Here is a 21,384-nt window from a genome sequence, read left to right as displayed (position 1 = left end):
ACGACCGCTCATGCCGCGACTCGTGCGTGCTCAGCGAACGCAGAGGGCCGCTCGGATCGCCGTCTCCTCCCCCAACCGTCACGGGCGGGCACAGGCGATCGCATCGGCCGTTTGACGAGTCCGCTGCTGCCGGTGAACGTGTCGAGGTTGTCGTACTCCACCGCCTCGAAGCCGTGAAGGGCGCAGTCCCTCGTCCAGCGACCGACGATGCTGGCGAGCCGGCGCCGTTTGTCAGCCGTGCCGAGGTCGAGCAGCAGCTCACCCCAGGTCTGGTCGGCCACGGGCCGGCCGTGGCGCTTCAGCACCAGCCGCGAGTGATGCCGCCAGATCCGCTTCTCGGATGCCTGTGTCTGGAACCCGTTGACGTAGCAGACGTCGTAACGGTCGCCGGTCGGCGGTGCCTGCCGGTCGCGCACCACGATGCCGACGTACGGCGGCACGCTCCGGTTGCCGCCGAGCTGGTAGTCCGCATCGGTCCGAGTGCGCAGAGCAGCACCGACAGGAGGGACGTGGCACGCAGCATCTGACCCGGGGTTATCTCCTTGAGGCAGCGATCCAGGGTCGGGCAACCTGATCAACGTGGCCCATCGGGATGACGCCGACCTGACCGTCCGCGAGTTCGCGATCCACGTTGACGACGAGGTCCTCGAGGACCTCCGCTCGCGACTGACGCGGGCCCGCTGGCCCACGGCGGAGACGGTCGGCGACGGGAGCCAGGGCACACCGCTGGCCACCACGCGAGCGCTGTGCGACTACTGGGCCACCGACTACGACTGGCGCGAGCGCGAGAGGCTGCTGAACTTCTACCGGCACTGCCTCGTCCGCATCGACGGTCTGGACATCCACTGCGTGCACGTGCGCTCACCGCATCCAGAAGCCACCCCCGTGGTCCTCACCCACGGCTGGCCCGGGTCCTTCGTCGAGTACCTGCGAGTGGCCGACGAGCTCGCCAACCCGGCGAGCGGCCGGCCCGAGGACGCCTTCCACGTGGTCATCCCCTCGTTGCCGGGCTACGGCTTCAGCAGCCAGCCGCCCACGCCCGGCTGGGGCGTGGAGCGGATCGCCCGAGCCTGGGCGGACCTCATGGCGGCGCACGGCTATGCCCGCTTCGGAGCTGCGGGCAGCGACTGGGGCACGAGCGTCAGCGCGGTGCTGGGCCAGCTGTTCCCGGAGCGGCTGATCGGTCTGTGCCTCATCCCGCCGCTCGCCGCTCCCGACCGAGCGACCTTCGACGACCTCACCGACGCGGAAGAGGCAGCGCTGCGCGATCTGGCCACGGCCAACGCCACCGGCTCGGCGTACTCGGCGATGCACTCCACCCGACCGCAGACCGCCGGTTACGGACTGGTCGACTCCCCCGTTGCGCTGTGTGCGTGGATCCTCGAGAAGTTCTGGGCCTGGGCCGACCACGACGGCGACCTTTACGACGTCATCGACCGCGACCGCATCCTCGACGACCTGATGATCTACTGGATGACCGCCACGGGCGCGTCCTCGCTGCGCCTCTACTGGGAGAGCTTCGAGGAGATCCACCGGATCTTCAACGACGAGGTCCCCGACCTCGTCGACGTCCCCGTCGCGGCCTCCATCTTCCCGCACGAGGTGCCCCGCACCTCGCGTCGCTGGGCCGAGCGACGGTTCCCGCGGATCGTCCAATGGCGCGAGCACGACAGGGGCGGCCACTTCGCGGCACTCGAACGGCCCCTGGTCGTCGCCGACGACATCCGTTCGCTCTTCGGCGCGCTCCGCGCCGGCGGCGAGGGCTGAGCTTGAACGCGGTGGGCGCAGAGGAACTCGAACCCGCGACCACCGGTCTGTAAGACCGGTGCCCTGCCGAACCATGTGAACCAGGTCAGACCCTTGTCAGTGGGCCGTCCCTGCGCGACGTCGACACGCATCCGGCAAGAGGCCGCCGGGAGAGCGACGGATCAGTTCGCCACACAGGCGACTACTGCCTTTGAGCGGGCAGTGCTGCCGCGGACTCTTGGCGCGCAGGACACGTTCGCGGCCGGCTGGGCAGTTTGGAGGACTGTGGTCCCGTCAGGCGAAAAGCGGGCCACTGCCGCAGCCGCATCTCATTCAGAGACCGCGGCGCTGGATCCTAGGGCTCGTGGTCGCGGGTCCCGCTGAGTCAAACAAGGCGGGCGATGCGGCCAGCATCACGCTAGTTTGCGGGGCATGTTCGCCACAGCATTCGTCAACCTGTACACGGCCAACATCGAAGCCGGACTCGTTTTCTATCGGGACCTGCTCGGCTTCGAGGAGACCTTTCGCACGCCCAAGGAGGGAGCTCCAGAGCACGTCGAACTCACTCTGAATGGGTTCTCCCTCGGGCTCGGCACGGTGGAAGCTGCTCGAAAGGCTCATGGCGTCGATGCAACCCCTGGCAGCCCTGCCATGGCGCTGGTCGTTTGGACCGACGACGTCGACAACGCCTTCGCGCTCTTGACGTCTGCTGGTGCGCCGACCGTCCGGCCGCCCCACGACAGCGGCAACAACAACCGGAATGCGCTGTTGCGTGACCCAGATGGGAACCTCGTCGAGATCGTGTCGAAGATCGCCTGACAACGGCCGGATGTTGCTGGCGGGCGACGCGGTGCACCAGTTCCCGGCCACCGGCGTCGCGATCAACGCCGGCGTGCTCGATGCCGCCAACCTGGCGTGGAAGCTGGGCTTGGCCGTCGCCGGGGGCGCTCCGGAGGGCCTGCTCGACACGTATGACACCGAGCGCCGACAGGCCAACGAGCGAACCCTGCTGCACACCCGCGCCCTGGGACGAGGACACGGTCCGGGCGATCGCGAAGGTGGTCAAGGCTCGAGGGAGTGTCCGCACACCGTCGCCGTGATCGAGCGCTCCAGCGGGACCATCGTCGGGTTCACCGAGTTCGTGGTGCCGGGCGACGAGCCCACTCGCACCACGCACGAGTACCAACTCGACCTGGCCATCCAGCAGCCGTCATCCTGACCACGCCCGGCTCTCCCACTCGCCGCCGGGCGGGGTCACTCCCCGGGCATGAGTCCCGCTAGTTCGACGAGATTCCCGGCGACCTTGTCGGAGCACCGCGGGTCTGCTCACATTCTTCGCAGTCCGCCTCGGGCTCACTCGCGCGGCAATCTGAGCGGGCCGGTCTTCCCGCAGGACATCCTGACGTCTCCGGCCCGCCGGAGCGTGCTCTGGAATCGGTCAGGCCGCGCAACAGGAGCTACCACCAAAGGTTTTCGACGCGCGGAATGACGCACGCGCCGCTCGGATCACCGCAACGACCCCGTCCACGCGAGCGACGATCACCTCGGTCGTCAAGGCCGCCGGCCACGGGCACCTAGCCAGCCGCCGCCAGCCCTGACCACAGGGGTCGCCGCCGAACGCGGGAGCAGCCCGGCCGGTTCGATTTGCGAACGGACCGGCCCCCATCCGTCAGGGCTCTTGAAGGGGTGTGGGCGCGTCACGGGTCCACACAAGCGCTTGCGCCACGATGACGGATGCTCCGTCGAACGTCGCCGCCGGCCCTCCATGCAACTCATAGCCCATGTCGAGCGCGTCGCTGACGCGTCCGCAGAAGACCGCATCGTCCGGACCCGTGAGCAAGCGGTAACGCGGCGAGCGCGCTGAGTTCATGGTCGGAGGCTAGTCCCGGTGGCGGCGAGAATGCGCGGATCTGCCGCGACCCACTCCCGCTGCGGGTTCCGTGCCGGCCAGTGGATTGAACGGCGTTGCAGGCATCGGTGCCCTAGACTTCATGGCGTGATGACGCGCAACGCGCAGTGGTGGTGGCTGACCGAATAGGCGGCCGCCGATCATTACGACCCATCGAGCCGCCTTCGGGCGGCTCGAGTCCGTTACGGACGGACCTTGTGGTCGCCTGAGGGCTCAACCCCAGGAGCAAGCATGACGACGACGACCGTCGACGCCGCGACCGGCCGCAGCCGCGAGATGGCGGCATCCATCGCCCAAGTGCCGGGCCGTCACCGGATGCTCACCGGCGACCGGCCGACAGGGGACCTTCACATCGGTCACTATCTGAGCAGTCTGCGCAGCCGCGTCGCGCTGCAAGACCGCGGCGTAGAGGCGTTCGTCCTGATCGCCGACTACCAGGTCATCACGGACCGCGCTTCGGTCGGCCAGATCAAGGACAACACTCTCTCGCTGCTCACCGACTACCTCGCGGCAGGCATTGACCCCGAGCGCTCCACCGTCTTCGCCCACTCCGCAGTACCTCAGCTGAACCAGCTGATCTTGCCCTTCCTCAGCCTGGTCACCCAGGCCGAGCTCCAGCGAAACCCGACCGTCAAGGACGAGCTTGCGGCCAGTCGACGACCGTTGTCAGGGCTCTTGTTGACCTACCCGGTTCACCAAGCCGCCGACATCCTGTTCTGCAAGGCCGACATCGTTCCGGTCGGCAAGGATCAGTTGCCCCACGTCGAACAGACCCGGGTCGTGGCCAGACGCTTCAACTCACGCTACGGAGCCGGTGCGGAAGTCTTTCCTGAACCGACGGCCCTGATCAACGACCAGCAACTGATTCTCGGCGTGGACGGACTCAAGATGTCCAAGAGCCGTGGCAACGTGATCCGGCTGGCCGCCACCGAGGACGAGACTGCGGCCTTGGTCCGAAAGGCGCGGACGGACTCCGAGCACGAGATCACCTACGAGCCCGAGCGTCGACCCGAGGTGGCGAACCTGCTCACCATCGCATCCGGCTTCACCGGGCGATCCCCCGAGAGCCTCGCAGAGGAACTGGGTGACGGAGGCGGCAGTGCACTGAAGACCCTGGTGATCGACACCATCAACGAGGGCCTACGTGTCCACCGCGATCGACGTCAGCTCATCGCTCAGGACCGCGCCCAGTTGCTGCAGATCCTCCGCGCCGGCAACGCCAAGGCAGAGGCGGTGGCCGACAAGACACTCACCGAGGTCCGGCAGGTGATGGCGATGGACTACTGATGACTGTGGGTCGGAACCGCCCCGGGCACCACCGGCCCCGCGCAACGCCGACATGTCGCGGGCTGCGAGTGGACTTCGGCTCACACCAGGATCGTCTTCGTGTCCAACCGTCCTTCAGCCAGAGGCCTGCTCCCGCTCACCGCCGGTGTCAAAGAACCGGTCGAGGTAGTCATCCGGTTCCAAGGCGCTCTCGCGGATCAGCGAGAAGAGCGTGGTCGACCTCGCCCAGGGGTCGGTTCCCTGCTTCCTTCGGCCGGAGTGGGCGTGCGCGGTCAGATCGCCCGGCCACACGCCGGACGGCATCAAGGAAGTCAGTCCGTTTGGGAGCACATATCGAACGCCGGAGCCTGCGGCTTCCGTCTCGTCCGGCATCGTCGTCCCGACCCTGGCTGCTCGGCTGAACTCGCGTGCGGTAGGTGTCGATTCAACGACATCGTGTTCGACCTTCACATGAGAGGGTCGGCAGGCGACCCGAGACAGGGAGATGAACCATGGCGAAGTACATGCTGATCATGCGCGCGACCGACGAGGCTTACGCGGCGATGGCGCAGGTGCCGTTCGAGGAGATGCTCGAGCGGATGGGCCGCATCAACGACGAGCTGATCCGGGCCGGCGTACTGCTGGCCGCGGAGGGCCTCGACCCCGAGCTCAGCGTGGTCGTGGACTACTCGAGCGAGCAGCCGGTGGTCACCGACGGCCCGTACGGCGAGACCAAGGAGCTCTTCGGTGGCTACTACATCCTCGACGTGCCGACCGTCGAGGAGGCCGTCGAGTGGGCCAAGCGCCTGCCCGGCATGCCGGGGATGAAGACCGAGATCCGGCGGGTGTCGACGATCGACGAGTTCCCGCAGGACAACGAGTGGATCCGCCGGGAGCGCGAGTGGCGCGAGAAGACCGGTCAGCTCTGATCGAGGAGGGCTCCGCGAACCGTTGGGTCGAGGCGGTCTGGCGGATCGAGTCCGCACGGATCGTCGGCGCGCTGGCGCGCTACACCGGGGACTTCGAGCTCGCCGAGGACGTCGCGCAGGAGGCGCTCGCCGAGGCACTCGTCGCCTGGCCACGGGACGGACGGCCCGCCAACCCGGCGGGCTGGCTGCTCACCGTGGCCCGGCGGCGGGCCATCGACGCCTTCCGCCGGCGTACGACACTCGAGGAGAGATACGCCGACCTCGCGATCCGCGCGGACACAACCGACGGCGCGGAGCTGCTCGCCGACCCGGATGTGATCGACGACGACGTACTGGCGCTGATGTTCGTGGCGTGCCACCCGGTGCTGTCGCCGGAAGCCCGCGTCGGGCTGACGCTACGAGTCGTCGGTGGCCTCACCACGGACGAGATCGCGCGCGCCTTCCTCGTACCGGTGCCGACGATCCAAGCGCGGATCACTCGCGCGAAGAAGACCATCGCCGCCGCAGGCGTACCGTTCGAGGTTCCGCCGCCGGAGCAACGCCGTGAACGGCTCGGCGGGGTGCTGAGCGTGCTGTACGTCATCTTCACCGAGGGCTCGACGGCGACCGGAGGCGATGACCTTCTGCGGCCGGACCTTGCCCAGGAGGCGCGGCGGCTTGCGCGGGTGCTCGCCCGGCTGTTGCCCGATGAGGCCGAGGCGCATGGGTTGTTGGCGTTGATGGAGCTGACGTCGGCACGCTTTCCGGCCCGCGTCGGGCCAGACGGCGAGCCGGTGCTCCTGGAGGAGCAGGACCGCCGGCTGTGGGATCGGTCGGCGATCGGCCGGGGCACCGCAGCCCTGGAGCGCGCCGCCGCGGCAGGTAGCGGCCTCGGCCCGTACGGGCTGCAGGCCGCGATCGCCGCCTGCCATGCCGCCGCGCCGTCCGTCGCCGAGACCGATTGGGAGCGGATCGTCCTGCTCTATGAGGCGGTCGGCAGGATCGCTCCCTCGCCGGTCGTCGAACTGAACCGAGCGGTCGCGGTGGCGATGGCGCACGGTCCGCTGACCGCTCTTCAGATCGTCGACGACCTGGTCGTGTCCGGGCGGCTTTCGCACTCGCACCTCTTGCCGACCGTCCGTGGCGAGCTGCTCGGCCGTCTCGGCCGTGCCGACGAGGCGCGCACCGAGCTAGAGCTGGCGATCCGGCTGTGCGCCAACGAACGCGAGCGGACGGTGCTGCGGCGGAAGGTCGCCGCACTGGAATGAGCCGGCGCTAGGTCCACAGTCGCCGGCACGTCCCACACGGGAAGCAGACACCGTCAATGGGCCCGACCTCACCGCATCTGCGCCAGCGACGACATCCCGGAAGACTCACTCGCCGCGCGTTCTCCTGCGACCGGATCTGCCTCGGAGCGGTTGCTATGGGCGAAGGCCGAGCGGGTGTCAGGATGCGCTGTGCGGACACCCGGGTGGGAACCACGTCTTCCCGGTGAGGTCGTGGGACGACATCGCCTTGTTCCTTGGGGGCATGGCTGAGCGCCACGAGTCCTTCGCCTATCTGGACGCGATTGTTCAGAGCGTGCTCGTCTCGGGAGGCGGGAGACCTCGCGGGCGTCACGTCCATGCATGACCTCGTGGTCGCGTCGACGCCTGGGTGCGCCACCGGCTGACCTCAGCCGGTGAGCGGGCCTACGCCGATGGCGCGGGCATCGTCGAGGGGGTCCTGTCCGAGACCATCGGTCAACTGAGCGAGCAGGAGCGCAGCACCTTGTTTGCGCTGCTGGTGAAGGCCGCGAACGGGGCCGACGTCGGGTAGCTGCTCGCGCACGACGTCATGCAGGCTCCCCGTCCCGGCAGCGACGGGAGACGCGGGCCGGGACCCACCGCGAGCATCATGACCCGGTCATGACGCGGGGGTGAGTGCCCAGCTGGCGAGAAGGTCCAGTGCTTGACGGGAGGCGCTGGCAGGTTCGGTGGAGTAGACGAAGAGGATCTGGTCGCTGTCGCCCGGGAGTGTGAGGCTCTCGTACTGGACCGCCAGCTCGCCGACCACGGGGTGCTGAAGGCGTTTGGTTCCGTATGTCCGCAGGAACACCCCATGCTCTTCCCACCAGGTGCGGAAATGCTCGCTCGCAGTCGAGAGCTCGGCGACGAGTTCTTGTGCGGAGCGGTCACCGGGGTCAGCCCCGACGGCGAGCCGCAGGCCCTCCACGGCTGCGCGCGCCTGTTCGTCCCAGTCGACGAAGAGCGTCCGGGCGGCGTCATCGAGGAACATCCACCGGGTGTAGTTGCGCGCGCGTGCAGGCATGGCCTCGAAGTCCGCCAGCAGCGCCCGCGCCAACGCGTTGCTGGCCAGGATGTCGGAGCGGCGGTTGGTGATGAACGCCGGATTGCTCGCGAAGCTGTCGAGCAGCTGGCGAAGGCCCGGCCGCACGCGCGGCACCGACGGCGTACGTCGCCCCGGCGCATAGGCGGCGTTGCCGGCGAGATCAAGGAGGTGGGCACGCCCTGCCTGGTCGAGACCCAGCGCTCGGGCCAGAGCGTCAAGCACGCCCTCGGAAGGCGTGATCCGCCGGCCCTGCTCCAGCCGCGTGTAGTAGTCGGTGGAGACCCCTGCCCGGAGCGCCACCTCTTCGCGGCGCAGCCCCGGTACGCGTCGGATCCGACCGTCGTAGGGCAGGCCGGTCCGGGTCGCGTCGACCTTGCCGCGAGCACGGCGCAGGAAGTCGGCCAGCTCGAGGTTGCGGGGACTGCGCTGGGTCACGGAGCCATGATGCCAAGCCTGCGCCGGGCCAGGGCGCAGGCTGCCGGGGTCTGCCAGTCCTAGGCAGCTCATGCCCCGGACCCAGAGGGCCGATCGTGCGCCATGTCCGCGGCGCCGGGACAGCCAGGCTGGACGACATGTCCACTTCCATGACAACCAACCGGATCGCCCGAGTCGCCGAAGCCGGCGCCGACTTCACCGTCATCACCACTCCCCTCCGCCAGCCCGGTCCTGGCGAGGTCCGAGTCGCGGTCGAGGCGGTCAGCATCTGCCACACCGACTACTACTTCCTCAACGGCGGCTACCCGGTCGAGTGGCCCGCCGTCTTCGGGCACGAGTTCGCCGGACACATCGAGGCACTGGGGCCGGACGTCCTCGGCTGGGGTGTGGGCGACCGCGTCGCGGTGGGTTGGTTCGGTGGCCACTGCGGCCGATGCGACGCCTGCCGCGAGGGCGACTTCATCCACTGCGCCGAGGTGAAGGTGCCGGGATGGCAATACGCCGGCGGGTACGCCGACACCACCATCGTCCCCTCCTCCGCCCTTGCCCGGATCCCCGACGGCCTGAGCGCCGTCGATGCCGCCCCGATGGGCTGCGCCGGCGTGGCGACCTACAACTCCCTGCGGCGCAGCTCGGCTGGGGCCGGCGACCTCGTCGCTGTCCTCGGCGTCGGCGGACTCGGTCACCTCGGGGTCCAGTTCGCCGCGAAGATGGGCTTCGAGACGGTCGCCATCGCCCGCGGCACCGACAAGCTCGCGCTCGCGACCGAGCTCGGCGCCCACCACTACATCGACGCCACCGCCGGGAACGTCGCCGAGCAGCTCCAGTCGTTGGGTGGCGCGAAGGTCGTGCTGGCCACCGCCATGAGCTCGGAGGCGATGGGCGCCAGCATCGACGGCCTGCGACCGGGTGGTGAGCTCCTCGTCGTCGGCGCGACGCCCGAGCCGATCCCCGTCACGCCGTTCCAGATCCTGCCGACCAGCCGCACGCTCCACGGTCACCCCTCCGGCACGGCCAAGGACGTGGAGGACACGATGCGCTTCGCGGCTCTCACCGGCGTGCGTCCCATGACCGAGACCTACTCGCTCGACGAGATCAACGCTGGCTACCAGCGCATGCTCTCCGGCGACGCCCGGTTCCGCGTCGTACTCACCACAGGCCGCTGACCCGCCCACCGTGCATGCCGATCGCGCTGTCGCATCCAGGTGACACACCGATGGGCATGCACGGGTCGCGTGGCAGCACCTGTGTCGCGATTCGCGCGATGCCGTGGATCCGGCGCGTCCTCGGTGTGCCCAGTTCCCGGATCTGCCGAGTTGCGGCTGAACGAACTGCCGCCGACCGTCCGATTGCATTATTCGACCTTGGTGATCTTCGAGGTCGTATGCACCGAAGGCCGCTGACCGCTTCGATGTGCCATCCCGCTGGGCGTCCGTTACCGCGCTCGCCTGCTATCTGCGAAACCGCGCCAGCAACCCCAGAGACACCAGGCGCGAGGTTCCTGCCGCCGGCGGCCATCTGAGATTGACTTCGCTCGTGCGCGATGGCCAGCTTGAGATTACCGACCTGCTGTGGTCCTTCGATCAGTGCGGACGTCGGATGCCGGTGATGTCGGCGGAGGCTGTCAGCGTCCTCGAGATGCGCGGCCAGCATCGCGCCGCAAAGATCCTCCGGCAGGTGCCAACCACCGGCGCTGAGCTCGCGACCGACGCCGTCGATGAGCTTGGGCTCAAGGTGCATCGGGAGCTGTCGCGACTGGGCGAGGAACTGCAGCTTGGACGCCGGGTCGCGTCCATGGTGGGTGCCCTGTTACAGCAGCTCGGCCTCGGCACGGTCACCCCGGTCCGCCTCGTCGATGTCGGTTGCGGACTAGGACAGGTTCTGCGTTCTATCGCCGCAAGCGGCGAGCTACCGCCGTACCTTGAACTCGTCGGTGTCGACATGAACCCGGTCCTGAGCGCCGAAGCAGCACGGCTCGCACGGGTGGAAAATCTCGATGTCCGCTTCGTCACCGGCAACGCGTTCGAACCTGGCCTGGCGATCGGCGACGGACCGCGAACGGTCGTGCTGTCGACCGGACTGCTGCACCACCTCGCCGCAGACCAGCTCGTCGCCTTCTTCCAGGCCCAGGCAGAGCTGCGAGTCGCAGCCTTCGCACATTGGGACATCGCGCCGTGCGTGTGGTCGACCCTCGGAGCATGGGTCTTCCACCAGGCCCGGATGCGTCAGCCGGTCTCGCGCCACGACGGCGTTCTGTCCGCGAGGCGCGCACACTCTGCCGACGTTCTCGTGGCGGCGGCCGAGCAAGGTGCGCCGGGTTACGTAGTAGATGTCAGAGAAGGCTCCCGGTGGCATCCCAGGGCCCTGGACGTGCTGCGCCCGATCGTGGGAGTCCGGGGATGAGCGTTGTCGTCATTGTCGCCCTAGTGGCGTTGGGCCTCGTCGACGCTGCCTTCAGCGGCCTCCGCGCAGGCCTGGGCAGGACCGGGTTGGTGGATCACCGGCACGAGGACCGCCGCGGCCTGCGGCGAGGAGCCATGCTCGGCGTCATCGTCTCGAGTCCGGCGGTGACCGCGATGGCCGTCGATCTGACCGTCGGCGGACAGCGTGTGACGGCCTACCGCGATGCTGGCGCGGTCTTCTTGACGATCGTCGGGCCCTACGCCCTCATCGTCCTGGCTGGCTTGGGCGTCTACGGCGCCCTGCGGTGGGAGTTCAAGTACCTCGCCTCTGCGGTGATCCTCGGACCGTTCACACTGCTGCGGCCATTCGTGGTCCTGGCCGCCACCGTGGTCGCCGTCCGGCACACCCCCGCGCCAGGCGTAGCGATCACCGCCATCTTGGCCGCGGCGTCGGTGCTCCTCGTCGAGCCGGTCCTGAACCGCCGATATCGCTGAGACACCGCCACGCGCGCGGCAGCACGGACTTCCCGCATCTGGCGATGGTCGGGCAATCGCCGTGAACCAGGACCCGTCCGTCTTCGCCGATTGTGATGGAATGCCAGCCAATCCTCGCCGTCAGGAGATGTAGTGGTGGACGCCCAGTTCGGACGCTACTGGGTGGCGGCGACGATCAGCTCGTTCGGCACGGCGGTGACGACGGTGGCCATGCCCGTGCTGGTGATTCAGCAACTGGACGCATCGTCACTGTCGGTCGGGGTCGTGAACGCTGCGCAGTTCGTCCCGTACGCCGTGCTCGGACTCGTGGCAGGGGTCTACGCCGATCGATGGCGGCGGCGGCGCATTTTGGTGTGGAGCAGCTTGGGACGAGCGGCGACGCTGGCGGCGGTGCCGGTGCTGTGGGCGTTCGGTGCGCTGGAGATCTGGTCGCTGGTCGTACTGCTGTTGGCGTTCGGCGGGTGCTCGGTGTTCGCGTTCGCCGCCACGCAGTCGCTGCTGCCGCGCTTGGTGCCTCGCAACCGGCTGGTCCCGGCCAACGCCCGGCTGGACCAGAGCGACGCTGCCGCGCAGACGCTGGGTCCGGCACTCGGTGGGGGGCTGGTCGGACTGCTCGGCGCGCCTGTCGCGGTTGCGGTGGATGCGGTCAGCTATCTCGTGGATACCGTGCTCAACGCTGGACTCCGAGTCGATGATTCGCCTACCCGAGCCGCCGGCGAGCGGCACCTGGGGCGAGAGATCCAGGAGGGTGTGCGGTGGACCTACCGGCACCCAACGCTGGCTCCACTGGCGGTCTCGACCCACGTCTGGTTCGTCGCCCATGCGGCAGGGTTCACCGCCCTGAGCGTCGTCGCGCTGCGCGGGATGGGCCTGTCGGCGCTGGTGTTCGGACTGCTGGTCGCCACAGGTGGGATCGCCAGCCTCGTCGGCGCGACGACCGCGCCGATCGTCGGGCGCCGACTCGGCACCGGACGCGCTATCGTCGCGACCCGGTCGGTCTACCCGGTCGGGTGGATCCTGGTCGCCGTGGCGCCGGACGTTCCCGGTGGGGTGGTGCTGCTCGGCGGTGCGTTGGTGCTCCAGGGCCTTGCCATGGGCGTCGAGAACGCCAACGACACGGGGTACTGGCAGACGGTCACCCCCGACAGCTTGCTCGGGCGAGCGAACGCCACAAGACGCTCGGTGAACCGCTCAGCCGGCGCACTCGGCGCCGTGCTCGGCGGGATAGCGCTGACCGCCTTGGATGACCGCTCGGCTCTGCTCGCCATAGCCGCCGTGTCCGTCGTCTCCGCCGTGATCGCCGCTCGGTCGCCGCTCCGCGCTGTGCGCCTCGCCTGACCCGCAAGCTGCGCGGCGGCCGCGGATCGCCCGCGCCACGGACCCCGGTGGAGCCTGTCCCATGGGCAGCCGCGAAGAGAGCGCCCCGCCGGTCACCTGGATCGAAGTCTGGCCAGACCCCGACCCTGCCGGAAGTCTCTGAGGAGCTGCGATGCGGTTCACCGCTGCCGACGCGCCAACGCCGTCGGCTGACCCAAGGAGATCTGCCGACCGTCGAGCGATCAGGTCGCGCGTCGCATCCTGGTGCGGTGACCACCCTGCTCGAGTGAGATCGAGCCGTCCGCGTCGAGCAGCACCCGGAGGTCGACGGCTTCGGTCGACAAGGTCGTGGGGTCATCGATGCGCAGCTGGATCGGGGGCTGGTCGGACATGATGAGCTCGACCTCGCCATCGACCTCTGCCAGATGAAGGCTGAGACCGTCGTCGGTGCGGTAGACGCCTGCGTGGCCGTCGATGCTGGTCGCCCGGTTGCGGGGCGCGTCGACACCGAGGTCGGCGTCACTCCAGCGGTAGGTCTTCGCGATGGATTGCAGCAGCAGTTTCGCGGCCGGTGTCCCGTTGTCGCTGTTGAGCATGACCACTGCTCCCCGCTCACCCGACACATCTGCCATCGAGGCGCAGACGAAGCCCACATTGGAGCCGGTGTGGCCGAACCAGGCCGGCACGCCGTCGCGGACCGCGACGAAGAAGCCCAGGCCGACGTGGCTCATCCCTAGCATGTCGCGACCCGACGGCAGCGCCGTGCGTGGCTTGAGCAGTTCCTGCGCCGTCGACTGGGTGATGAGCGCATCGGGGTCGCCGGCGTACGCGCGCTGGATCCCTCGCAGGAAGCGGAGATAGTCGGCGGGCGTCGTCCACAGGCCAGCCGCGCAAAGCTCCGGGTGCACTCGCCAGCCGCCCGGCACCGGCCTTCCGCCGACCAGGTGTCCGTGAGCGCGCTCGTCGTCGTCGAGTTCCTGGACGAACGTGCTCGCGCGCATGTCGAGCGGCCCCAAGACGAGCTGTGCCAAGAGCTCAGTTGGGCTCGTGCCGGTCACCTCCTCCATCAGAAGTTGGATGAGGGTGGTGCCGGCACCTGAATAGCGGAACTGGACGCCCGGCACCATGTCGACACGGACGCCCGGTGCGTTCGCGGGGTGAGTACCGGAGAGCACGTCGCCCAGGGTGGGCACCACTTCGCCCCGCACGTATCCAGGGAATCCTGCGTGGACCGTCAGGCCGGCAGTATGGCTGGCGAGCTGCCTGAGCGTGATCCGAGGATGCCAGTCGCCATTCGAGGGCAGGGTCCATCGCGTCAGGTACTGCGAGACGTCGGCGTCCAGGTCGAGCAGGCCCTGCTCGACCAGCCGCAGGGCCGCCAGCACCGAAACCGGCTTGCTCATCGAACAAGCCTGCATGCGCGTCGCGGGAGTGAGCGGGTCACCGGAGTCGACCCTGCTCATCCCGAACCCGCGGTCGAACACCACCTCGCCACCATCGAGGACTGCCACGGAACAACCAGGGACATCATCCTTCGCGAGCACGGCTTCGACATCGAGGGCGTTGAAGTCCGGAACTGGCCGATCGGTGGGCAGGTTCATGCGCCTCCTTGCTGGACGTGTCCCCATTCAACCGCCGTGCACCAATCTGCCGATCTGAGTGCGTCAGGCCATCGGTCCGAACGGGCTACGTCGGCGGCGGCAGCAGAAGGGAAGGCCGACTTCGGTGACCTCGCCGAGTGTCTCGACCCGGACGTCGCGGTGTATCAGACCGACAGTCTCCCGTACGGCGGCGTCCGGCGGGCACGATGGAATCGAGACCTTCATCCAGCCGATGAGCAGGCCTGGCAATCGCTGGAGTTCTTCGAGCAGCCCTTCATCACAGCCGGCGACACCATCGCCGTCCACAACCGGGGTCGGCTTCGTGCTCGGTCGACCAGCCGCGCCTTGAACTCCTCGCGACGGGTCAGGAAAATGCCAGCACCAGAGCGGTCAGCACCGCCATCAGGCTCAGAAGAAGGATGAGCCCGGAGAGCTCCGCGGCCTGTCGGGGCTCCGCCTCCGGGTGATGCTGAATACCGGCAGTCATGTCACGCCTCCGTTGTATATCGACCGGGCGAGCGGTCTAACGTCATGCCGGAGACGTCCCCGGTGCCCCGCAAGTCGCAAACTCCCGAACGGCGATTCCGCCCGCGGGGGTGAGATCTTCGCCCCGCTCCCTCACCCGAAAGGGTGGGGAGATTCGCAGCGTCCCGGCTGCGAGCACACGCCCGCTCCAAACGTGGCGGGACCAGCCGGACCTCGGGGGATGCCGACGGACTAACCGCCAGCGGACGGATTCTGAGCCCGGAATCGGTCGGGCCAAGCGCTGCCGCCGTGCGCCATGAGGGGGCACCCGTGACATGCGGGGCGGGCGAACATCTGCACATCATCGGCCGGCTCAGCGCCTTCCGGTGATTGACCGGGCCGCATCGAAGTCTGCGCTCCCGTCGGTTCAGGGCTCCGCGAGCATTGCGAACGCGTACGGCGGGCGTGGCCCCCGACCGTCGACGACGACGTCCTGCCCGTCCGCGGCCAGCTGAGCGATCCGCGTCGCGAACGCCTCGCCGACGTCAAACGGCACGAGGTAGGCGGCGTTGAGCTCGATCACGCCCGAGTGCCCGCTCAGCCGGGCATCTTCCACCCCGAGCTCCCGCGTGGAGACAGCGAGGCCGCTGAGAGCGCTGTGGATCGACTTGGCCACCGTCTCGTCCGCACGAGCATTCCCCGTGGACACGACCTTCACGCGCCATTCGGCGCAGCCCTCCACCCGATCAAGCGTGCACACCAGTGGGATGCGCCAGTCGCGCAGTCGGGCGCGCACGGCATCGTCGTCGGGGCAAACGGTCGCGAGACGTACAGGCACCGTCGCCGCCAAGGCCGCCACGAGGCTCACGACCTGGTCGTGGACGTGAACCGCTCGGTCCAGCCACGCGGGGTCGACGAGGTTGTGCCGCAACGCCTCCGGGCCGTACTCCAACAGCGGAACCGAGCTCACCACGGCGGTGAGCTCATCGTCATGCACGAGCTCCACGGGCATGCCACCCAGCCCGAGGGATCCATCAAGAGCGTTCGCGTCGAGGTCTCGGCACACCGCGTACACGTACCAACCTGAGTTCTCCGAGGCGGGTCTCGTCAGGTCCGGAGACTTCTCGCTCGTGGCTGTCATGGGTCCCCCCGGCTCTGGTGCGCGATGCGCCACTCCCCCAACGGCTCAGTACCCGGCAGCGCGTCCCAGACACCCGGCCCCCCGCCTCGCCACCGGCTGCCCGGGGTCGCTCTGGTGAGCACGACAGCCGGTCGGGCAACCAGGGGTGGTTCGTCAACGGGTCAGCAAGAGCCAACTGGAACACCAGGGCCCTGCGAGCGCGCCGCGTCGGGCGCGAGGCTTGACGCCCGCGCCTGTGCGGCTTAGACCCGTGTATGGGCACGTTCGGGGCGGGGGATCTTCGATGAGGGCTGGTGCCATCGATCCAGCGTCGTCGTCGCCGGTGGCGTTGCGCGGTCGGGTGGTCACCTTGGATGCGGCCGGCACTGTCGTGGACGACGGGGTCGTCTACGCACGGGATGGCTCGCTCGTCGACGTACGGCCAGCAGCCGCGGCGCCACCGGTCGGGTTCGAGACTGTCGCGGTGGCGCCCACCCGAGGCACGCTGTTTCCGGGGCTGATCGAACTGCACAACCACCTGCCCTATGACGTGCTGTCGTTGTGGGCGGTTCCCCGGCGATACACGAACCGGGACCAGTGGAGCGGGCGGGCGACACCGCAGTATCACCAACTCATCTCCGGGCCGATGGGGTCGCTGGGCCGGCAGGCCGAGGTAGTGCCGGCGATCGTGCGGTACGTCGAGGTGCGAGCCCTGCTGGGCGGCACGACGACCAGCCAGGGCATCGCACTGGCCTCGAACGCGGGCATCGTCAGCCACTTCCGCGGGCTGGTGCGGAACGTGGAGTCGACCGGCGATCGTGACCTCCCGCCGGCCGCCACCCACATCGCCGACATCGAGTCCACCGACGCCGAACACTTCCTGGCGCGGATCTCCGGGACCCAGAAGCTCCTGCTGCATCTGAGCGAGGGCGTCGACCGCCCTGCCCATGACCACTTCGAGGCGCTGCACCTGACCGACGGCCGGTGGGCGATCACCGAGAACCTGATCGGCATCCACTGCGCCGCGCTGACGGCCGAGGACTTCCAGACCTACGCCGCCCACGGCGGGTCCATGGTCTGGTCGCCGTTGTCCAACCTGCTTCTCTACGGCAAGACCGCGGACATCGCGGCCGCCCGACGGGCGGGTGTGGCGGTGGCGTTGGGGTCGGACTGGTCCCCCTCCGGCAGCAAGAACCTGCTCGGCGAGCTGAAGGTGGCCCGGATCTACGCCGACACCGCCGGAATCCTCCTCAGCGACGTCGACCTGGTGCGGATGGCCACCACCAATCCCGCCCAGCTGCTGGGGTGGAGCACCCACCTCGGCAGCCTCGAGCCGGGCAAGCGCGCCGACCTGATCGTCCTCACCGGACGCACCGGCGATCCCTACCGACAGCTCATCACAGCGACGGAGGCCGACGTGCACCTGGTGATGATCAACGGCGTCGCCCGCGTCGGCACCCCGGGACTGATGCACCACCAGGTGGTCGACCCTGGGGCGATCGTCGAGCGGATCCGCGTCGGCGGCCGCACCCGAGTCCTCAACCTGGCACAGGCCACCGCCGACGCCCAGGTCGACGCTCTCAGTGTCGCCGAAGCGGAAGGCCGGCTCGCCGCCGCCTTGGCTGAGCTGCCGGCCGCGCCCCTGGCCGCACCAGCCCTTTCACGTCGCCCCGTCCCCACCAGGGGAGATCGCGCCCAGGAGACCGAGGAGACCTTGCTGGCCGTGGCCGACGTGATCGACAACCACATGACGCCGCGCCCCCACCTCCCCCTACACGGCCGGCTCACCGGCCCCAACCTGCCCGGCAACCGCGACACCGAGCTCTCGGCTGCCGCTGCTTCGCTACCGCTCCCGGCGCTACCGCTCGACCCGCTGGCCGCAGTCGACAACCCGGGCTACTACGAGGCCCTCGGCACGGCCATCAACCTGCCCGAAGACATCCGGACGCAACTGCAGCAGCTGTCCGAGCAGCGCTAGGTGTCCGGCACCAACGGGAGGCGATGGGATGGCCGAGAGTCAGACAGGAGCAACGCATGAGGGCCTACGATCCGGGCCCACCGCCGGCCTTGGCAGCCCACTTCGCGGCCCTACCGTCCTTCGCACAGGCGGGCGACCTGTTCTGGTACGACTGGGGACCGGTCTTCTACCGCGGTCGACTGGACGGCTCGGCCCGCGTCTTGGGAATCGCCTCCGACCCGGGACCCACCGAACGCATCGCCTGCCGCACCCTGGTCGGCGACGCCGGCCAACGCGTCCAAGGCTTCCTCAGCAAGCTCGGCCTGGACCACAGTTACGTGCTGGTCAACGCTTTCCCCTACGCCCTGCACCCCAGCCGGGGGCCCGACGCACTACCGCTTCTGGCCCAGGAGCCGTACAGCGCCTGGAACAACCACCTCTTCGACCTGGTCACCGGCCCGGACCTCCAAGCCGTCGTCGCCTTCGGTGCCAACGCCCGAGAAGCGCTGCGCCAGTGGGACAACGCCCCCAGCGTCGTGACCTTCGCGGTCCCGCATCCCTCCAGCCGCGACACACGCGCGCTCCTCGACGGCTGGCGAGCCGCTATCGCCAAGCTGCGTGACCTCGTCACACCCGACGCCCAGCGCGACAGCACCAGCTCGAACTATGGGACCCGCTTCACCGAAGCCGACTACGCCCCCATTCCGGCCTCGGACCTGCCGTTCGGCCTGCCCGACTGGTTCGGCGACGACCGCTGGGGGCGCCAGGCGCACCCCCGCCACAACGACTCGGTCGAACGCCCCACCTCCGACCCCGACCACACGCTGGTCTGGCACGCGCCCCAGCGACCAGACTGAACACCGCGAGCACGCGGGCGGGAATCGACACCGTCGGAGCCCGCAACCGGACCGCGCCGGACACGCCCGGCCGCTGACGGACCGGCAGCTGGCGCAGTGCTGGCGACTCCCGCCTCTCAGGGCGCGGTGCTGGACGCGGGCTCCGGGGAGGCGCTGGTGGTGCCGGTGGCGTGCGGCCGCTGCCGTCGCGGGCAGCGGCCCGCCGCCTCAGGCAGGCTCGATCATCAGCTCTCTCAACTGCTCCAGGCAACGGCTGAGCAGCCGAGAGACGTGGTACTGCGACATGCGAGCTCGTCGGCGATCTCCTGCTGGGTGTGGTCCTCCACGAAGCGTCGATGCAGCATCCAGCGCATCTGCGGAGGCAGCGCCTGCAGGTGCGGCGCGGTGCGCGATCGCACGGGCGACAGGCATGCTCGTCACGGCGAACGCCTCGACGAGCTCGTCACGTTCGTCCGGCGTCGCCTTCCTGAGCCGATCAATCGGCTCGCTGGTGCGGGCACGCCGCTGCACATCGTTCATCCGGTCGTCCTCGACTCGGTGCTGTCACCCCTGTCCCGGCGACCCCACGGCCGTAGGGATGGCGAAGGTCCTCAGCGCACCCCCGGAGCACGGTCGGGGCCGGGCACCCTTCCCCGTCACTGATTCCTACCTGGTGTGGGCGGGTCTCTCGACGGCGTCCATCACCGTCCGCCCCGTGCGGGTGCTGGGCGGGCGAGGGCGTTGCATCCCCCGCCCGCCCGACGGCTCAGGCGGAGAGCGCGTCCTTGAGGAAGGCGGCGGCCTGCGCAATGGCGGCCTTGGACTGCGGAGTGTCGTGCAGAGCGTTGAGCATGACGAAGTCATGGATGATGCCCTCGTAGCGGACACCGGTGACCTCGACGCCGGCCGCGCGGAGCTTGGAGGCGTAGGCCTCGCCTTCGTCGCGGAGGACGTCGCACTCCGCGTTGATGACCAGCGCCTGGGGCAGGCCCTTCACGTCCTCGGCGGTGGCGCGAAGCGGGGAGACCGTGATCTCCTCGCGCTCCTGCGGGGTCGAGGTGTACTGGTCCCAGAACCACTGCATGGCGGTGCGGGTGAGCCAGTAGCCTTCAGCGAACTCGGTGTAGGAGCCGTTGTCGAAGCTGGCGTCGGTCACGGGGTAGAACAGAACCTGCGCCTTGAAGGTCACGTCGCCGCGCTCCTTCGCCAGCAGCGTGAGCGCGATGGCCATGTTGCCGCCGACCGAATCGCCTGCGATGGCGACGTTGGTTCCGTCCAGCCCTTCCTCCGCCCCGTTCTGGGCGACCCACTTCGCGACGGCGTACGACTGCTCGTTGGCGACGGGGTACTTCACGTCGGGCGAACGGTCGTACTCCGGGAAGACGACCGCGGCGCCCGTCCCGATGGCCAGGTCGCGCACCAGACGGTCATGGGTGTGAGCGTCGCCGAACACCCAGCCGGCGCCGTGGGTGTAGATGACCACCGGGAGCGTGCCGGTCGCGCCCTTGGGCTTGACGATGCGGGTCGGAACCGGCCCGGTCGGTCCGCCCGGCACCTTGATCCACTTCTCGTCGACCTCCGGCTTGAAGATCTCGGAGTCCTGCACCCCGTCGACGACCTTGCGGCCCTCAGCGGGGTCGAGCTGGTAGAGGAACGGCGGGTTCAGCGTTGCCTCGGAGAACGCGAGCGCCTCCGGCTCGAGGGTGTAGTTCTTCGGGTTGGCGGCTGCCATGTCTGTCGTCCTTCTCTCTTGGAGTGGGGGTTCGGCTGGTGGATGGGAGTCAGGCGACGTCTGCGGCGGCGTCGACGATGAACTGGATGACGTCGTTCGGAAGCGCCCGCATCACGAGGTGGGGGGCGTCGAGCTCGATGACGCGGCGGAAGTTGGCACGCCGGTAGCCGAAGCGCTCCATGTCGGGGTTGATGGTGTGGTCGTCTGCGGAGACGATGCCGAAGGACGGCTTGGTCTTCCAGGCTGCGACCGGTGCTGCTTCGCCGAAGGCGAGCGCGGCGAGGGGCCGCTGCGACACCGCGAGGACCTGTGCCACGGCCGGGTCGATACCGGCCGCGAAGATCTGGGGGAAGGCCTCGACGTTCACGGAGACGTCGGTGCCGTCCTCGCCGCCGGGGACGGGGAATGGCGTGTAGACCAGGTTGGCTGCGAGCTCGGAGTCGGGGAAGCCGCCCTGGAGCTGGCCCAGGCTCTCCCCCTCCTCCAGCGCGTAGCCGGAGAGGTAGACCAGACCGACGACGTTGTCCGCCGCGCCGGCGACGGTGATGACGGCGCCGCCGTAGGAGTGACCGACGAGCAGGACGGGGCCGTCGATCTTCTCGACGATCGAGCGGATGTAGGCGGAGTCGCCGACCAGGCTGCGGTTGGGCACCGCGGGGACGATGACCTTGTGGCCGAGGTCGAGCAGCCCTCGGGTGACGGGCTCGAAGCTCGCCGCATCGGCGAAGGCGCCGTGGACGAGGACGATCGTGGGGGTGGGCATGTGTGGGTTCCTTCCTGGTTGCCAGCGGCGTCAACGCTAGGGATCACGGTGGGCGCTGTGATGTCCCTGCGAGGGACCCCTTCGGCGGCCCGGAACCGGAT

23 protein-coding genes are annotated in these 21,384 nt (G+C 69.0%); 13 read left to right on the top strand and 10 right to left on the bottom strand.

What is annotated here, in order from left to right:
* Positions 1–8: 8 nt before the first annotated feature.
* A complete protein-coding gene (locus QDS12_RS06980) occupies positions 9–689 on the bottom strand; it encodes an endo alpha-1,4 polygalactosaminidase (protein ID WP_279877994.1) in 681 nt (226 codons plus the stop codon).
* Between QDS12_RS06980 and QDS12_RS06975 the strand changes: the two genes are divergently transcribed.
* The 3 genes from QDS12_RS06975 to QDS12_RS06965 all read left to right on the top strand — a co-directional run bounded on the left by QDS12_RS06975 (position 580) and on the right by QDS12_RS06965 (position 2,965).
* Entirely contained in the window at positions 580–1,767 is a 1,188-nt protein-coding gene (locus QDS12_RS06975; RefSeq protein WP_279877992.1) for an epoxide hydrolase, read from the top strand. The genes QDS12_RS06980 and QDS12_RS06975 overlap by 110 nt on opposite strands.
* A 411-nt stretch (positions 1,768–2,178) precedes the next feature.
* Positions 2,179–2,565 (top strand): VOC family protein, encoded by a 387-nt coding sequence (locus QDS12_RS06970; protein ID WP_279877990.1) that lies wholly within the window; start codon positions 2,179–2,181, stop codon positions 2,563–2,565.
* 10 nt (positions 2,566–2,575) lie between these two features.
* Positions 2,576–2,965, top strand: a complete 390-nt coding sequence (locus tag QDS12_RS06965) for an FAD-dependent monooxygenase (protein WP_279877988.1) — start codon at positions 2,576–2,578, stop codon at positions 2,963–2,965.
* 450 nt (positions 2,966–3,415) lie between these two features.
* Here the strand turns inward: QDS12_RS06965 and QDS12_RS06960 are convergent, their stop codons facing one another.
* Positions 3,416–3,616, bottom strand: a complete 201-nt coding sequence (locus QDS12_RS06960) for a DUF1737 domain-containing protein (protein WP_279877987.1) — start codon at positions 3,614–3,616, stop codon at positions 3,416–3,418.
* 270 nt (positions 3,617–3,886) lie between these two features.
* On the opposite strand from QDS12_RS06960, the gene trpS reads away from it, so the two are divergent.
* A complete protein-coding gene (gene trpS / locus QDS12_RS06955) occupies positions 3,887–4,942 on the top strand; it encodes a tryptophan--tRNA ligase (RefSeq protein WP_279877986.1) in 1,056 nt (351 codons plus the stop codon).
* Between the two features lie 114 nt (positions 4,943–5,056).
* Here the strand turns inward: trpS and QDS12_RS06950 are convergent, their stop codons facing one another.
* Positions 5,057–5,314 carry a hypothetical protein gene (locus QDS12_RS06950; protein ID WP_279877985.1) on the bottom strand — a complete coding sequence of 86 codons (258 nt, stop codon included), beginning with the start codon at positions 5,312–5,314 and terminating at the stop codon, positions 5,057–5,059.
* Positions 5,315–5,433: 119 nt separating this feature from the next.
* On the opposite strand from QDS12_RS06950, the gene QDS12_RS06945 reads away from it, so the two are divergent.
* From QDS12_RS06945 to QDS12_RS06935, 3 genes are all read left to right on the top strand, one after another.
* Positions 5,434–5,850, top strand: a complete 417-nt coding sequence (locus tag QDS12_RS06945) for a YciI family protein (RefSeq protein ID WP_279877983.1) — start codon at positions 5,434–5,436, stop codon at positions 5,848–5,850.
* Positions 5,823–7,097: an RNA polymerase sigma factor gene (locus QDS12_RS06940; RefSeq protein ID WP_279877982.1), complete on the top strand. Its 1,275-nt coding sequence runs from the start codon at positions 5,823–5,825 to the stop codon at positions 7,095–7,097. Before QDS12_RS06945 ends, QDS12_RS06940 begins: the two co-directional genes overlap by 28 nt.
* A gap of 388 nt (positions 7,098–7,485) precedes the next feature.
* Entirely contained in the window at positions 7,486–7,647 is a 162-nt protein-coding gene (locus QDS12_RS06935; protein WP_279877981.1) for a hypothetical protein, read from the top strand.
* 87 nt (positions 7,648–7,734) lie between these two features.
* Here the strand turns inward: QDS12_RS06935 and QDS12_RS06930 are convergent, their stop codons facing one another.
* Positions 7,735–8,595: a helix-turn-helix transcriptional regulator gene (locus tag QDS12_RS06930; RefSeq protein WP_279877980.1), complete on the bottom strand. Its 861-nt coding sequence runs from the start codon at positions 8,593–8,595 to the stop codon at positions 7,735–7,737.
* A 137-nt stretch (positions 8,596–8,732) separates the two neighbouring features.
* Here QDS12_RS06930 and QDS12_RS06925 point away from each other — a divergent pair, with 137 nt between their 5' ends.
* The 4 genes from QDS12_RS06925 (at position 8,733) to QDS12_RS06910 (ending at position 12,830) form a co-directional block, all read left to right on the top strand.
* Positions 8,733–9,761, top strand: a complete 1,029-nt coding sequence (locus QDS12_RS06925; RefSeq protein ID WP_279877979.1) for an alcohol dehydrogenase catalytic domain-containing protein — start codon at positions 8,733–8,735, stop codon at positions 9,759–9,761.
* 370 nt (positions 9,762–10,131) lie between these two features.
* Complete coding sequence (locus tag QDS12_RS06920; protein ID WP_279877977.1) at positions 10,132–10,998, top strand: methyltransferase domain-containing protein; 867 nt, start codon at positions 10,132–10,134, stop codon at positions 10,996–10,998.
* Between the two features lie 89 nt (positions 10,999–11,087).
* On the top strand, positions 11,088–11,492 hold the full coding sequence (locus QDS12_RS06915) for a hypothetical protein (protein WP_279877976.1): 405 nt from the start codon (positions 11,088–11,090) through the stop codon (positions 11,490–11,492).
* Positions 11,493–11,627: 135 nt separating this feature from the next.
* Entirely contained in the window at positions 11,628–12,830 is a 1,203-nt protein-coding gene (locus QDS12_RS06910) for an MFS transporter (RefSeq protein WP_279877975.1), read from the top strand.
* Positions 12,831–13,051: 221 nt separating this feature from the next.
* On the opposite strand, the gene QDS12_RS06905 is transcribed toward QDS12_RS06910, so the two are convergent.
* The 3 genes from QDS12_RS06905 to QDS12_RS06895 form a co-directional block, all read right to left on the bottom strand.
* A complete protein-coding gene (locus QDS12_RS06905) occupies positions 13,052–14,410 on the bottom strand; it encodes a serine hydrolase (protein WP_279877974.1) in 1,359 nt (452 codons plus the stop codon).
* Positions 14,411–14,774: 364 nt separating this feature from the next.
* A complete protein-coding gene (locus QDS12_RS06900; protein ID WP_279877972.1) occupies positions 14,775–14,897 on the bottom strand; it encodes a hypothetical protein in 123 nt (40 codons plus the stop codon).
* A gap of 405 nt (positions 14,898–15,302) precedes the next feature.
* A complete protein-coding gene (locus QDS12_RS06895; protein ID WP_279877971.1) occupies positions 15,303–16,016 on the bottom strand; it encodes a GvpL/GvpF family gas vesicle protein in 714 nt (237 codons plus the stop codon).
* Between the two features lie 283 nt (positions 16,017–16,299).
* Here QDS12_RS06895 and QDS12_RS06890 point away from each other — a divergent pair, with 283 nt between their 5' ends.
* Together QDS12_RS06890 and QDS12_RS06885 are read left to right on the top strand one after the other, a co-directional pair.
* Positions 16,300–17,973, top strand: a complete 1,674-nt coding sequence (locus tag QDS12_RS06890) for an amidohydrolase family protein (protein WP_279877970.1) — start codon at positions 16,300–16,302, stop codon at positions 17,971–17,973.
* Between the two features lie 56 nt (positions 17,974–18,029).
* Positions 18,030–18,809: a hypothetical protein gene (locus tag QDS12_RS06885; RefSeq protein WP_279877969.1), complete on the top strand. Its 780-nt coding sequence runs from the start codon at positions 18,030–18,032 to the stop codon at positions 18,807–18,809.
* A 207-nt stretch (positions 18,810–19,016) separates the two neighbouring features.
* Here QDS12_RS06885 and QDS12_RS06880 read toward each other — a convergent pair whose 3' ends face one another.
* From QDS12_RS06880 to QDS12_RS06870, 3 genes are all read right to left on the bottom strand, one after another.
* Complete coding sequence (locus QDS12_RS06880; RefSeq protein ID WP_279877968.1) at positions 19,017–19,328, bottom strand: hypothetical protein; 312 nt, start codon at positions 19,326–19,328, stop codon at positions 19,017–19,019.
* 226 nt (positions 19,329–19,554) lie between these two features.
* Positions 19,555–20,520 (bottom strand): alpha/beta hydrolase, encoded by a 966-nt coding sequence (locus QDS12_RS06875; protein ID WP_279877967.1) that lies wholly within the window; start codon positions 20,518–20,520, stop codon positions 19,555–19,557.
* A 49-nt stretch (positions 20,521–20,569) separates the two neighbouring features.
* On the bottom strand, positions 20,570–21,283 hold the full coding sequence (locus QDS12_RS06870; RefSeq protein WP_279877966.1) for an alpha/beta hydrolase: 714 nt from the start codon (positions 21,281–21,283) through the stop codon (positions 20,570–20,572).
* Positions 21,284–21,384: the final 101 nt, after the last annotated feature.

It is taken from the genome of Nocardioides sp. CER19, from assembly GCF_029846275.1.
Classification (GTDB): Bacteria; Actinomycetota; Actinomycetes; order Propionibacteriales; family Nocardioidaceae; genus Nocardioides.
This window is presented reverse-complemented; position numbering and strand designations above follow the sequence as displayed.